The 13,821-nt window shown below is 63.1% G+C and carries 13 protein-coding genes; 6 read left to right on the top strand and 7 right to left on the bottom strand.

All coding sequences use genetic code 11. The features are described 5' to 3' along the window. From VD811_10640 to VD811_10625, 4 genes are all read right to left on the bottom strand, one after another. Positions 1–752 (bottom strand): hypothetical protein (locus VD811_10640; protein HXV21430.1); only part of this gene is annotated, 752 nt, incomplete at its 3' end. A gap of 279 nt (positions 753–1,031) precedes the next feature. Beyond that, entirely contained in the window at positions 1,032–1,715 is a 684-nt protein-coding gene (locus tag VD811_10635) for a response regulator transcription factor (protein HXV21429.1), read from the bottom strand. A 1-nt stretch (position 1,716) separates the two neighbouring features. After that, the gene (locus VD811_10630) at positions 1,717–2,727 is read right to left on the bottom strand and encodes a sensor histidine kinase (protein HXV21428.1); all 1,011 of its coding nucleotides are present in this window, start codon (positions 2,725–2,727) and stop codon (positions 1,717–1,719) included. Positions 2,728–2,799: 72 nt separating this feature from the next. Next, a complete protein-coding gene (locus VD811_10625) occupies positions 2,800–4,002 on the bottom strand; it encodes a class I SAM-dependent rRNA methyltransferase (GenBank protein ID HXV21427.1) in 1,203 nt (400 codons plus the stop codon). A 143-nt stretch (positions 4,003–4,145) separates the two neighbouring features. Here VD811_10625 and VD811_10620 point away from each other — a divergent pair, with 143 nt between their 5' ends. Then, positions 4,146–4,787: a hypothetical protein gene (locus VD811_10620; protein HXV21426.1), complete on the top strand. Its 642-nt coding sequence runs from the start codon at positions 4,146–4,148 to the stop codon at positions 4,785–4,787. 19 nt (positions 4,788–4,806) lie between these two features. Here the strand turns inward: VD811_10620 and VD811_10615 are convergent, their stop codons facing one another. Both VD811_10615 and VD811_10610 read right to left on the bottom strand, forming a co-directional pair. Next, positions 4,807–6,267: an NlpC/P60 family N-terminal domain-containing protein gene (locus VD811_10615; protein HXV21425.1), complete on the bottom strand. Its 1,461-nt coding sequence runs from the start codon at positions 6,265–6,267 to the stop codon at positions 4,807–4,809. Further along, positions 6,267–7,919 carry an adenosylcobalamin-dependent ribonucleoside-diphosphate reductase gene (locus tag VD811_10610; GenBank protein ID HXV21424.1) on the bottom strand — a complete coding sequence of 551 codons (1,653 nt, stop codon included), beginning with the start codon at positions 7,917–7,919 and terminating at the stop codon, positions 6,267–6,269. Before VD811_10610 ends, VD811_10615 begins: the two co-directional genes overlap by 1 nt. A 194-nt stretch (positions 7,920–8,113) precedes the next feature. Between VD811_10610 and VD811_10605 the strand changes: the two genes are divergently transcribed. Together VD811_10605 and VD811_10600 are read left to right on the top strand one after the other, a co-directional pair. After that, on the top strand, positions 8,114–8,566 hold the full coding sequence (locus VD811_10605) for a DoxX family protein (GenBank protein HXV21423.1): 453 nt from the start codon (positions 8,114–8,116) through the stop codon (positions 8,564–8,566). Positions 8,567–8,795: 229 nt separating this feature from the next. Then, complete coding sequence (locus VD811_10600) at positions 8,796–9,584, top strand: methyltransferase domain-containing protein (GenBank protein HXV21422.1); 789 nt, start codon at positions 8,796–8,798, stop codon at positions 9,582–9,584. Positions 9,585–9,689: 105 nt separating this feature from the next. Here the strand turns inward: VD811_10600 and VD811_10595 are convergent, their stop codons facing one another. Then, positions 9,690–11,033: a citrate (Si)-synthase gene (locus VD811_10595; GenBank protein ID HXV21421.1), complete on the bottom strand. Its 1,344-nt coding sequence runs from the start codon at positions 11,031–11,033 to the stop codon at positions 9,690–9,692. A 341-nt stretch (positions 11,034–11,374) separates the two neighbouring features. On the opposite strand from VD811_10595, the gene dusB reads away from it, so the two are divergent. From dusB to VD811_10580, 3 genes are all read left to right on the top strand, one after another. Next, entirely contained in the window at positions 11,375–12,361 is a 987-nt protein-coding gene (gene dusB, locus VD811_10590; GenBank protein HXV21420.1) for a tRNA dihydrouridine synthase DusB, read from the top strand. Further along, on the top strand, positions 12,361–13,461 hold the full coding sequence (locus VD811_10585) for an ATP-binding protein (GenBank protein HXV21419.1): 1,101 nt from the start codon (positions 12,361–12,363) through the stop codon (positions 13,459–13,461). Before dusB ends, VD811_10585 begins: the two co-directional genes overlap by 1 nt. Before the next feature lie 141 nt (positions 13,462–13,602). Further along, the coding region (locus tag VD811_10580; protein ID HXV21418.1) for a response regulator at positions 13,603–13,821 on the top strand (219 nt) is incomplete at its 3' end.

Here is a 13,821-nt window from a genome sequence, read left to right as displayed (position 1 = left end):
GCCTCGAGGAACGGGCCGATGCTGGCGCCGTCCTCGTTGACGATGCCGGCACTCACCGAAGGGTCGGCCGGCGCCGGCAGCGGCGGGGGCACCGGGCCGTCGAGAAGCACGGAGAGGAAATCCCCGGCCGCCGGCAATGCTGGGACCTCCTGGGTCTGGTCGATCCCCCGCTCACCGCCGACCACCGCGGGCACAACATAAGTCCGGGTGCCGAAGGGGTGGGTCACCTGGTAGGTGCCCGCAACCGGCGTGTCGACGCGGACACGGATGCCGGCGCCGACGACCTGGTCGCCGTCGGTGGGGATGTTGTTGAGAAAGCCCGCCTCCTGGCCGATCACCAACAGGCCGAGACGGGGCTGGCCGTCGCTGCTGGGGGTGAAGAATCCCGTCGCGAAGGCCGACCAGTAGAAGGCTTCGACCCCGAAGTTGCTCGGGAAGGAGACCGGCTGCAGCGCCAGGGGCGGCGCCTCGATGCAGGGGAAGATGAACGGCCCGCCCGCCGTCAGCTGCACCGCCCCGGCGGTACAGAGCTCCAGCTTCAGGCCATTGGTGTCCTGGTACCAGATGGGGAAGCCGTGCGCCAGGCTGACGGCGACCTGAGCCGGGTCGCCGCCGGCCTGAACCGCATCGTTAGCGGGGTCGGGCAGACCCGAAACCGAGTCGAGGGCCGCCACGGCCGGCAGGGCGAAGAGGCCCATCAGCAGCGCGGCGGTCAGCATCAATTTACTGGTACTGGCCATCATCCGTCTCATCGCTCCTATCCTTTCGGTTTCAGGGATGCCGAGCCGTAGCCCGGCCATGAAAGAAATAAATCAGAATTTGGTTAATGAGTGTAGCCGCAGGACTGCGGTTGGCAACAACCGGCACCCAATTTATTACTAATTTTATACATTATTATCCGACCCGCTTTCCCCGTGTCAATGGGGGGAATTACCCATTCGGCGGGAGGGAGTCTACCCATAAGCACGATCGGGAAGCGCGCAAAAGCACAGATTTTTCTGCCGGCGGGTGAGAGAAGGAACCGATAGGATTCAGGTTTTCCAGAAATCGGGATCGATGATGCCCCAGCGAATGGCGTACTTCATCATTTCCAGCGGACTGCTGGTTCCAATTTTTCGGCAAATGTTGGCCCGATGCTTCTCCACGGTCTTGACGCTCAGGCAAAGGATCTTGCCGATCTGCGGTGAAGTATTCCCCTCGATGAGCAGGAAGAACAGCTGCCTCTCCCGTTCGGTGAGGCTATCGAACCCCTTGTTCGTCTCACCGTGCGGGCGGCCGCCGATGTAGCCCTTGATGACGTCGGCATGCACCCTGTTGCTGAAATAGTACCGGTCGGCGCAGGCGGCGCGGATCGCCGCCAGCATTTCGGAACTCGGCTCCCCCTTGAGCACGTAGCCGTGGGCGCCGGCCTCGATCACCTGGTGAGCGTAGGCCTCTTTTTCGTACATGGAGAGAACGACAATGCGGGTTTCGGGCACCGCTTCGCGGATCAGCCGTACGGCTTCCAGTCCGCTCATGCGCGGCATGGCGATGTCGAGCAGCACCACGTCCGGCACCAGTTCACGGGCCCGCTCCAGGGCCTCGATGCCGTCGCCGGCCTCTCCGACCACCTTGATGTCGGGCTGGGTTTCCAGCAGCTGGCGCAACCCCTCCCGGACAACGGGGTGATCGTCGGCGATCAGAATGCTGATTTCCTTCCTGCCAATTTCTTTCATTTCATCTATCCTCTTCACCTCCGGCCAGCGGCAACCGTACCCGTACGTCAGTCCCCTTCCCCGGCCGGGAAACGACTTCGAAGAGGCCGCCCAGGTCGGCAATTCTTTCGCGCATCCCGAGAATGCCGAATCCGCTGGGGGAGGCGAAGGGTGCCCGCCAGCGATCTTCTGCGAAACCGACGCCATCGTCCCGCACCGACAGGGTCAGCATATCGGGCGCTCTCCGCAGATCGATGCGCACCTTCCGGGCCCGGGCGTGCTTGACGACATTGTTGAGACTCTCCTGGCAGACCCGATAGATGGCAATCTCTACCTCCGGGGGCAGCCGTTCGGCAGCATCCTCGGCCCGGACGACAACCTTAATCCCGGCGTGCATCGTTTCGAACTGTTTGGCATGCCAGCGCAAGGCCGGAACCAGGCCGATGCTGTCGAGCATGGTCGGCCGCAGCTCAGCGGTGACGTCGCGCACATGGTTGCCGAGCTGGGCGATCATGGCACTGAGCCGCCCGCAGTTCGCCGCCATGTGCTGCTGGTCGGCGGTCAGGGAGTTGCAAATGGTTTCGACGCCGAACTGCAGGGCGGTCAGGACCTGGCCGAACTCGTCGTGCAGGTCGCGGGCCAGGTTCTTGCGGCTCTTCTCTTCGGCCCGGATCAACTGACGGGAAAACAGCCGGATTTCTTTCTCCCGATGCAGACGTTCGAGCCAGAACGGACGATAGATGAAGAAATAGGGCGGCACCAGAAGGGTGAGCAGGATGGTGGTTTCCAGCGCCACTTCCAAAGCGAGTGGAATCTCCTTCAGCAGCAGGTGCAACGCAACGCACGCGCCCTCGGCGATGACAATCAGGACGACAAGAACCACCAGCAGCCTGTCCGGAGACAGACCGAGAACCGCCCGGCTCAGCCGGCAGGTCGTGCGCTGCACCGGGAACGTCACCTCTCCGGGGAACTCCTCGGCGGTGGAATAATCCTCTGTGCCCGGGCCTGCTTCGTACTCATCGCGCAACGGCATTCGCTGACCTCATCTTGGCTTATAGGTTAACAGCCTTGGCGCCTTGAGGCAAATCCCGTTGCGCGCAGGCACTCAGTCTCTGACGCCGACCAGGTATTTGAGGTACCTCCCTTCGGGGAAGGTCACCGGGTAGGGGAAGTCGGCGGACTGGCCGGCCGTACGGATGATCCGCAGCTCGCATCCTGCCTGCAGGGCGCCGCGGCGCAGTTCCTTGAGGTAGTCGGCCAGGTCGACTTTCTGGTGATTGGAGGAGGTGATGAGCAGGCCGCCGGGAACCAGCAGCGGCAGGGCCGCCGTCACCAGCTCGGCGGTCCCTTGACGGGTGGTGAAGCGGCTTTTGCTCGTGGTGGAAAAACTCGGCGGGTCCATCAGGATGATATCGAAGCGCTCCTGCCGGCGGTTCATCTCGGCGAGAACGGCAAAGCAGTCGCCGACGACGAAGCCGTGTCGTTTCGGATTGAGGCGGTTGGCGCCGAAGTTCTCCTTCGCCCATTCCAGATAGGGGTCCGAGGCATCGACGCTGACGACCCGCTCGGCGCCGGCCGCCGCGGCGGCGACGGAAAAGGCGCCGGTGTAGGCGAAGAGGTTGAGGACCTTTTTCCCCTGCACCCTGCCCATCAGCTCCCGGCGGTTCTCCCGCTGGTCGAAAAACAGGCCGGTGTTGAGCCCGGCTTCCAGTTCGACCAGAAAATCGAGTCCGTTCTCCCGAACCTTGAGCCGGCCGGGGGCGGCGACTCCGGCGAGCAGGCGGCTGTATTTTTTCGTGTCGCCGCCGGCGGCCAGCTCCCGGGTCTGCTGCGGGCGGAATTTCTCGTAGATGCCGGCCGGCGCCAGCACCTGCTGCAGCGCACTCACCAGCAGCGGCAGGTGCGGTTTCCAGGCGGCCGTGTAAAGCTGCACCATGAGGTGGTCGTTATAACGGTCGACGGTGAGACCGGGCAGGCCGTCCCCCTCGCCGTTGACCAGGCGAAAGGCGGTCGTCTCACCCAGATCGGCGTGGTCGCTGCGCAGCGCCGCCGCCCGTTCGATGCGCCCCTGCAGCCAGGCCTTGTCGAGGCGCATCGACCCAGGCGCCAGCACCCGCGCCGCCACCCGGTCGGCCGGGTCGAGCAGGGCCGTGGCGAGCAGTTTCCCCTGCTCGTCGGCCAGTTCCACCACCTCACCGGCCTTCCCCGCCGGCCATTTCCTGGTGTAGCGGTCGGCGATGACCCAGGGATGCCCCAGTTCCAGCATCCGCACCGTCTCCGGGCCGACCACGAAACGTTCTTTTTTCATGTATTCCTCTTTGAGGGCAGCAATCGACTTTCTTCCCGACAATTTTTTACCACAGCGCCCCCGGCGATCCCAGTAGAAAACTTCTCCGCCCAGCCGCCCTGTGCTACACTCGCCACCCGCAAAGCGAAAGAAAAGGAGAGCCGATGAACGACAATCCCAAATCGAAAGGCGAGCTGGTCATCGAACGGATCATGCAGGAACTCGACCCGGCCTCGCCCCGCTACCAGGTGCTGGCGACCGCCAGACGCTTCAAGTCCTCATGGGTCGAACTGGGCGAGAAACTGCTGCAGATTCAGAAGCAGGGCCAGTTCCGTGAATGGGGTTACGAATCCTTCGAGGATTACTGCTCCCGGGAGATCCGCATCAAGAAGCCGACGGCACAGAAGCTGACCCTCGCCTACCGCTACCTGGAGAAGGACGAGCCGGAACTGCTGGTCCGGCAGACCGAGCTGAAGCCGCTGCCCGACTACCGCTCGGTCGAACTGCTGCGCCAGGCGCGGGAGGAGAAGTCCTTTTCCGAGGAGGAATACGCCGGACTGCGCCGGGCGGTGATCGAGGAGGAGCGCAGCCACCCTACCATTCTCAAGCGATTCAAGGAAGTCGCGGCCGGTCGCGATGAAGGTCCCGACCAGGTGCACCTTGGCAAGACCGCCCTCGCCGCCGCCCGCCGGCTGGAGGCGGCACTGCGGCCCCTCGCCGACCTGCCCTTGGAGCACCAGGAAGAACTTGCCCGGCTGATTGCCTGTCTTGAGGAGAGGGTCGAGGCGGGTGAAGGCGGGGGCTGACAGGACAACGTCGTATCCCCTATGACTCCGGGACGGGCATCGGCGACGACTGCTTCCGAACGACGCCCGGGAGAACGCTGATCCCCAGAACCCGCCGATAAAAACTGTTTCGCGACACATCCAGCCGTTCTTCCCCGGGGTGCAGGCTGGTAACGGCGAGCCGGCCGACCAGGGCTCGCCCTTCGCGACCGGCCCAGCTGCGGGTCCGAACACCCCAGAGGTTATGCAGCAGAAGCGGTTCCCCGCCGGCAGCCTCGGGCCCGAGGTAAAGGCCGATATGACCGGGGAGCCAGACCAGGGTATAGAACGGGATCCCTTCCTCAAGCAGGATGCTGCGCTTGCGGTCGGGGGTCATATCGGCAAGGTCGAGCAGCGTTCCGGCCGAGGTGGCCTGAGCGCGGGAATTGCGCGGCAGCCAGAGCCCGAAAGGGGTGAAGAGATCCCGCAGCGTTGCCGAGCAGTCGCGGTTTTCGAGCAAACCACCCCAGCCGTAGGGCTGCCCCAGCATGGCATTGCCGATACGGGCGAGTCCGGCCGGAGTAAGCGGCAGGGGTTTGAGTGCCGCCTGTGGCGCGGCAACTCGCGCCCGGCGGATGACCGCCTCCCCGTCGGCATCCCGGGCCGGGACCAGGAGGCTTAGGTCCTGGTCACTGCCTGCCACGGCCGGGAAGAGCGCCCCGATATGGGCGTGGCTCAGGAATCGGCCCGTCTCGTCCTGAAGGCTGACCTCATCCGCGAGAATGGCGGCATAGCGACCGCTTTCGTAGGCAGACCGGAATTTCGTGCCGGCCCAGCCGATATCTGCTGCCGGCAGCCAGCCGTAAGCGAAGCCGGCCTCGGCAAAGAACCAGGCGCCATCGGCGGAACGATGGGTCACCAGCAGCGGAGTGCCGGCCCAGACCGCGGAGTTCTGGAAATAATCGAAAGGATAGCCTTCGCCGGGCCGGGCTGGACTGCGAAAAAACGGGCGCTGGGTGGGGAGGACGCGGAACGAGGTGTTGCGCACGGTGATGGCCGGGCGGGCCAGAGAGGGATAGGTTTCCATACGCTGGGCGGCCACCAGCCCGGACCATTCCTGCGGGGAAAGCGGCTGAAGGTTTTCCCCGTAGCCCTGCTCACCCCCGTAGGCGGCCACTCCCCAGGAGACTTCGGCGGCCGTCAGGGTCGCGGCGGGTGCGTGCCAGGGCGCGAAAAACCGGGCATCGTAATCGGCATCCAGGGCGGCGTGAGTCTCCGGCGGCACCAGGGGCAGGGCTGCCGTCTCCGGCCGGAGATAGACGGTCAGGTCCTGGGGATAGTGCTGGAGATCGGCGATCCCCGGCCGCGGGCCGCCGCACCCGCAGAGGATGGCCAATGACAGGGCAAGGGCCAGGAGAATGAGGCGCACCCGGCTTTTCATGCCGACCGCCGCGGGAAACTCACCCATCGCTGCGGAGCCGGGCAACAGGGGATTCATCGTCAATGGCGGTCTGAAGAACATCACAACGGGCACTTGCTGTCGCAGACATTGAGCACCTGGCTGCGCCGGCTCTTGTCGCGGTAGACGGTGAGTCCCTTGCATCCCAGTTCGTCCGCCAGCAGAAAGGCCTCCTTCACCTCGGCCACCGTCGCCGCGGCCGGAAAATTGATGGTCTTGGAAACGGCGTTGTCGACGTACTTCTGAAACGCGGCCTGCATCCGCACATGCCACTCGGGGGATATCTGCCGCGCGGTGACGAAGACCTGCGGATCAAGGGGCTCGCCGGACCGGCGCTTCTGCTCGTACAAGGGATGAACCTCCTTGAGCACCGTCCCCAGCACGTGCCGTTCGTACTCGAAGGCGAAGACCGGCTCGATACCGCTGGAAACGCCGGCGATCAGACTGAGAGTGCCGGTAGGGGCGATGGTGTTGACCGTGGCATTGCGCATCGGCGCCCCCCCTTCCTGCTGCCGCAGGCTGCCGGCGAAGCGGGGATAGGGGCCGCGCTCCCGGGCCAGTTCCTCGGAGGCCGCTACCGATTCCTGGCGGATGAAGGACATCACCGCCTCGGCCAGCTGCAGGGCAGCCGGCGACCCGTAGGGGACACCCTGCCGGATAAGCAGGTCGGCAAACCCCATGACCCCCAGCCCGATCTTGCGGGTCTGCCGGGTTATCTGTTCGATGGCCGGCAGCGGGTAATGGTTGACCTCGATCACGTCATCGAGAAACCGTACCGCCCAGTGCACCGCATCGAGCAGCCGCGGGTAGTCGATGCGCCCCTGGCTGTCCGCGAGCATGAGCAGGTTGAGCGAGCCCAGGTTGCACGATTCGTACGACAGCAGCGGCTGCTCGCCGCAGGGGTTGGTCGCCTCGATTGCACCCACGTGTGCCGCCGGATGTTCGGCATTGACCCGGTCGATGAAGACCAGCCCCGGCTCGCCGTTTTCCCAGGCCTGTTCGGCGATGAGGTCGAAAACCCGGGAGGCCGGCAGTCGTCCCGTCACCTCGCCGGTGCGCGGGTTGACCAGCGGGTACTCGCCGCAGGCGCGGACCGCTGCCATGAAGCGGCCAGTCACGGTGACCGAAAGGTTGAAGTTGGCCAGCTCGCCTTCGACGCCCTTGGCAGCGACGAAGGCGAGGATGTCGGGATGATCGACCTGCAGGATCCCCATGTTGGCGCCACGCCGGGTCCCGCCCTGCTTGATCGCCTCGGTGGCGGCATTGTAGGCGCGCAGGAAGGAGACCGGCCCGGAGGAGATGCCCATGGTGCTCTTGACCCGGTCGCCGGCCGGGCGCAGCCGGGAAAAGGAGAAGCCGGTGCCGCCGCCGCTCTGGTGAATGAGGGCGGCGTCCCGCAAGGTGTTGAAGATCGACGTGAGGGAATCCTCCACCGGCAGCACGAAGCAGGCCGCAAGCTGCCCCAGCCTGGTGCCGGCATTCATCAGGGTTGGCGAGTTGGGGAGAAAGGTCAGCGAAGTCAGCATCTCGTAGAATTTCTCTTCGACTTCGCGCGCCGCGCGCTTGCCGCCGAAGCCGACTTCCGCCGACGCCACCCCCCGGGCGACTCGGCGGAGCAGCTCTTCCGGCGTCTCGATGACATTTCCATCGTCATCTTTTCGCAGGTAACGGGCTTCCAGGGTCGTCAAGGCATTCGGCGTCAACGTCACAGACATGATCACCTCGCAGGAGTGTTTGCAGCAGCGATAGTATCAATAGCATAGCAAACGGGGCTGAAATGCAACATGGAAAGCCGGCTGCGGATACGAAATCAACGGCAGATGTCATTCGATCCGCCGCCGCCTGGCTGCAGAGGGACAAATCTCCATTATAATTGCTCACAGGAGTCTACCGAAAACAGGAGGTCCGAATGAGACAGGGAAATATATTCAACACCGTCGATTCCTGGGGGCTGGTTTTTCTGCGGCTCGGCCTCGGCGTTATATTCATTGCTCACGGCGGGCAGAAACTTTTCGGCTGGTTCGGGGGACCGGGTTTCGCCGGCACGATCCAGTATTTTCAGCAGAACCTCGGCATTCCCATGGAGCTGACCGTGCTCGCCATGGCGGCCGAATTTTTCGGCGGCATCGGCATCGTGGTCGGCTTCCTGACCCGGGTGGCGGCGTTGGGAATCTGCGGCGTCATGGTGGTGGCGATGGCCAAGGTGCACCTGGTCAACGGTTTTTTCATGAACTGGAACTGTACCCCCGGCCAGGGGCACGGCATCGAATTCAACATCGCCCTGCTGGCCATGGCTCTCACGCTGCTCTGTTCGGGAGCGGGGCATGCCTCGTTCGACAAGTGGCTGAGCAGCCGCCGGTAAGCCACGGGCGGCTGCCGAAAACAGGAAGGCGAAATACGCATGCCGGCACTTCCCAAGGTGACCGTATCATGCTATCCTCGCGAAATTCTTTTCTTGCCCGGTGTCTATCCGTCAACGCGGATGCAGATCGGATACGTTTCCGAATCGGGTACGTCCAGGCGGACGACCGCCCGGCGAGCAAGTATTTTTCCGACCGGCTGCTATAATTGGCACACTCCAGGAGTTGGCTATGGCCAGGGATTTCAAGGACAAGGTAAGGGAGCAGTTCGGGCGGACCGCCGAGGGGTACGTGCGTAACCGCGGTTTTGCCTCGGGCGAAGACCTGGCCGAGGCAGCCCGGCTCCTCAAGCCGACCACAGAGGACAGCCTGCTCGACGTCGCCTGCGGCGGCGGCCACACCGCCCTCTATTTCGCCCCCCTGGTGCGCAGCGTCGTCGCTTCGGACCTGACCATGCAGATGCTCAAAAGGGCGCAGGAATTCATCAGCGAGGAAGGGGGGGTCGAAAACGTCACCTTCCGGGAGGCCGATGCCGAGGACCTCCCCTTTCCGGCCGGCGCCTTCACCCTGCTGACCTGCCGGATCGCGCCCCACCACTTTCCCGATGTCCCTCGCGCCATGCGCGAATTCTACCGGGTGTTGCGCCGCGGCGGCCGTATGGTTCTGATCGACACCCTGTTGCCCGAGGACCCGGAGATTGCCGCATTTTACCAGACCATGGAAAAGATGCGTGATCCGACCCATATCCGCGCCTATACCGAGGCCGAATGGACCGCCATGATCACCGAAGCCGGATTCATTGTGCATGAAACCCGAAGGTTTCCCAAGACCCATGATTTTCAGGAATGGGCCAGGCGGGCCGGCCTCAACCGGGAAGGAATCCAGAGCCTCAACAGGTTCTTCATCGACTCCTCGGCCAAAATCCACGACTACTTCCAGATCGAAACCTTCGCCGGCGAGGTGGAGAGCTACACCGACCAGAAACTCCTGATCTACGCCAGCCGTCCGGAGAAGAAATGACCCCCCTGTCTCGCTAACGCTCGACATCCCCCCTGCTGCGCAGGGGGGACAAAAAAAGGGAGATGCCGCGGCATCTCCCCTTTTTCTGTTCAGGTTACGAACCTTTTAGCAGGCAGCAGCCTTGGTCTGCGGCAGTTCTCTGCCGCCCTGGGCCGCCCATTTTTCCAGCATTTCGGTGGTGACGGACTTGGGCCGCTCGATGGCGTAGCCGAGGCCGCGGTCCCAGGTAATGTTGGCCATGCAGCCGAGAGCGCGGCCGACGCCGAAGAGGACGGTGTAGAAGTCCCACTCCTTGACGCCGTAGTACCACTGGATGACGCCGGACTGGGCATCAACGTTCGGCCAGGGGTTCTTGGTCTTGCCGTGCTCGGTCAGGACGCCCGGCGCGGTCTCGAAGATCATGGCGACCAGTTTGAACAGGGGGTCGTCCTTGAGGCCGGAAGTCTGCAGGCAGAACTCGCGCTGGGTGGTGTAGCGCGGGTCGGTCTTGCGCAGAACGGCGTGGCCGTAGCCGGGAATGACCTGGCCGGCGTTGAGGGTATCCCAAAGCGCCTTGGTAACGTTCTCCTTGGTCGGCTCGGCGCCGCCCAGTTTCTTCTGGAAATCCATGATCCAGCCGAGCACTTCCTGGTTGGCGAGGCCGTGCAGCGGGCCGGCCAGGCCGTTGAGACCGGCGGAGTAGGCATAATAGGGATCGGACAGCGCCGAATGCACCAGGTGGGTGGTGTGGGCCGAGACGTTCCCCGACTCGTGGTCGGAGTGGATGATGAAGTACATCCGGGCGACATCCTTGTACTGCTCGCTCTGGCCGATCATGTGGGCGAAGTTGGCGCCCATGTCGAGCTTGGGATCGGGAGCAATCTGGTAGTCGCTGCGATACTTGAGGTTATAAATGAAGGCGGCAACGATGGGGATGCGGGCGACGATGTCGCTGGCGTCCTCATAGACAGATTCCCAGGCGGTCATCTTGTTGAACTTGCCCGAGTTGTAGAAAGCGGCAAACTTGGAGTCTTTCTGCATCGCCATCAGGCCGACGGAGAGCATCACCATCGGATGGCTGTCGCGGGGCAGTCCGCGAATCGCATCCCAGACATAGGAGGGAACATTCTGGCGCTGCTTCCACTCGGCGCAGACCTGATCCACCTGGGCCTGGGTCGGGACATCGCCGGTCAGCAGGAAGAACCAGAAGGCCTCGACGGTCGGATACTTGGAGCCGGGAGCCTTGGGCAGCGCCTCGAAAGTCTCGGGAATGGTCTTGCCGCGGAAGCGGATCCCTTCCTGCGGGTCGAGGTAGGAGATGTCGGTCACCAGACTGCGGATGTCACGGGCACCGCCGATGCACTGATCGATGGTCACCTCGTCGATCTTGACTTTTCCGAATTCCTTGACCAGTTTGGCGGTACGGGGACGGAATGCTTCGATCTTCTGCTTCAGCAATTCTTTCAGCATACTCTCTCTCCTCTGGGAAATAATCGATGGGCCAACGACCCACCAGGCCAACGACTGCACGGCCGAAACTGACCGTGCCAGCGTCTTCTCAATGGACGAAAAATGACTGAGAAGAGGGGGCAACCCCTCGAAAACAATAACAATTCAATTCACGGTTAAAGCAGAAGGTTTAAACCTTGTCTGGTTTCATTTTCCAAATAATGTTCTAACAACACAAGTTGCAGTTGTCAAGTCGAATTTTGTATACAGTATCCTTTGCCTGCGGAAAGACCACCTAATTTCCCCTTGCTTTATCGCCCTCCCGTGCTAGAATGCGCAAAATTTGTGCAACCTGGAAGTCCATGCAAATCGGCCGTCTGAAGCTCGCCAATAATGTCATCCTCGCCCCCATGGCGGGAATTACCGACCTCCCCTACCGCAGAATCATGAAAGAATGCGGCGCCGGGCTGGTCTTTACGGAAATGGTCAGCGCCAACGGCCTGATCCGGGCCGGCCGCCGGACGCGGGAACTGCTCCGTTCCGTTCCCGAGGAGCGGCCCCTGGGGATACAGCTTTTCGGCGAAGATCCGGCGGTTCTGGCCAGGGCCGCGGAGCTTGTCCACGACGACGGCGAGCTGCTCGATCTCAACCTCGGCTGCCCCGTCAACAAGGTGGTCCGCTCGGGCGCCGGCAGTGCGCTGTTGCGCGACCCAGCCAAGGTCGGCCGGATCGTGGCGGCGGTCCGCCGCGCCACCGACCTGCCGCTCACCGTCAAGATCCGCTCCGGCTGGGACCACGGTTCGCTCAATTTTCTTGAAGTTGCCCGCATCGCCGTTGGCGAAGGCGCCGAGGCGGTGGCCCTGCATCCGCGGCCACGCAGCCAGGGGTTTTCCGGACACGCCGACTGGGAGCAAATCGGTCGGCTCAAGTCGGCGCTGGCCGTACCGGTCATCGGCAGCGGCGACATCTTCAACGCCGCCGACGCTGTGGCCATGCTGGAGAAGACCGGCTGCGACGCCGTGATGATCGGCCGCGGCGGCTACGGCAATCCCTGGCTGGTCCGCGACATCCTCGCCCTGCAACAGGGGACGGAGACCGTGCCGCCGACCGCCGGCGAGCGTCTTGAAGTGGCCCTGCGGCATCTTGATCTTTTTCTGGAGACTTTCGGCGAAGCCAAGGCGGCCCGTGACATGCGGAAACATCTCTGCTGGTATTGCCGGGGCCTGGCCGGCGCGGCGGCTTTTCGCACGGCCGTGAACCACGCTCACTCCGCAGCCGATTTGCGCCGCCTCGCCGAAGAATACTTTACTGCTGCCGCGTCCCAACCAGTCACTGGCGGAGAGGTTTGATGCCCAAAGTCAAGCACGTCGTCGATGCCCAGCTCTATGTCCGCATTCTCGAGAATGTCGAAGAAGCGGTGGTGGCTACCGACCGGGCGGGCATGATCACCTTCTTCAACCCCTCGGCTCAGGCGTACACCGGCTTTTCGGAGCGCCAGAGCCTGGGCAGACATTTCGAGGAACTCTTCGCGGGCCAGGAGAGCATTCTTTACCCGGTGCGAACAGCCGTGCGCGACGGCCGCTCCATCTCCGACCATGAAAACATCGTCCTGCACCGCCCCAGCGCCCCCCCCCTGCCGGTGAGCGTTTCCGTCTCCCCGATCTACACCGACCGCGGCGAGCACGAAGGGGTGGTTCTGATCCTTCGCGATCTTTCCCGAGTCCGTGAACTGGAGGATACGGTCAAACAGGCGGACCGGCTCTCCATGCTCGGCACCCTGGCCGCCGGTCTGGCCCACGAAATCAAGAATCCGCTGGGCGGCATCAAGGGGGCGGCCCAGCTGCTGGCCATGGAGCTTGGCGCCGAGAGCCCGCTCAAGGAATACACGGTCGTCATGATCCGGGAGGTTGAGCGGGTCAACAGCATCATCGAAGAGTTGATGGATCTCGCCCGCCCACGGCCCCCGCAGCTCGGCGAAGTCGACCTGGCCCAGATTCTCGGCGACATCGTGCTGTTCCAGAAGGAGGCCCACCGGGGCAAGGAGATCGAGTTCGTCCTCAGCCTCGACCCGAGCATTCCGCCGCTGCGGGGCGACGAAAACCTGCTCACCCGCCTCTTCCTCAACCTGATCAAGAACGCCGCCGAGGCGATCGAGCGCAAGGGCAGAGTGGAGATCGTCACCAAGGTGGCTTCCGAATACCACCTCAACAAACCGGGCAGCCGTCCTGTTCCATTCATCGTTGTTGAGGTCCGGGACAACGGCCGCGGCATGCCCGGGGAAGAGTTGGAAAAGATATTCACCCCGTTCTATACCACCAAAAATAGAGGCAGCGGCCTGGGACTCGCCACCTGCCAGAAGATAGTCAGCGAGCATGGCGGGCTGCTCAAGATGGAGAGCACTCCGAACGAGGGAACGGCCTGTATCGTTTCTCTGCCGTTCATCCGCTGATAAAAGCCGTGAGTTGTCCGTTGTCAGCTGTCCGTAGTTATCGGCTGTTAAGGTTTTGCAACGGACAACGTACAGTCTTTCGGAATCAGAGACTTAAAACATCAACCATCATCGCTCAACACTCATCACTGGAAAAACGCCATGTCCATTCGTCGTATTCTCGTTGCCGATGACGAAGAGAGCATCCGCTGGGTCCTCTCCAAGGCCCTGAGCAAGAAGGGCTTCAGCGTCGACCTTGCCTCGAGCGGCTCCGAGGCCCTGACCCTCTTCCGCCAGAATGCCTACGACCTGGCCGTTCTCGACATCAAGATGCCGGGGACCTCAGGGCTTGAGTTGCTCGAGCGTTTCCACGCCGAGCGC

Source organism: Desulfuromonadales bacterium (assembly GCA_035620395.1).
In the GTDB taxonomy this organism is placed as follows: domain Bacteria; phylum Desulfobacterota; class Desulfuromonadia; order Desulfuromonadales; family DASPGW01; genus DASPGW01.
Note: the sequence above shows the minus strand (reverse complement) of the source record. Positions and strands in the feature narration are given on the sequence as shown.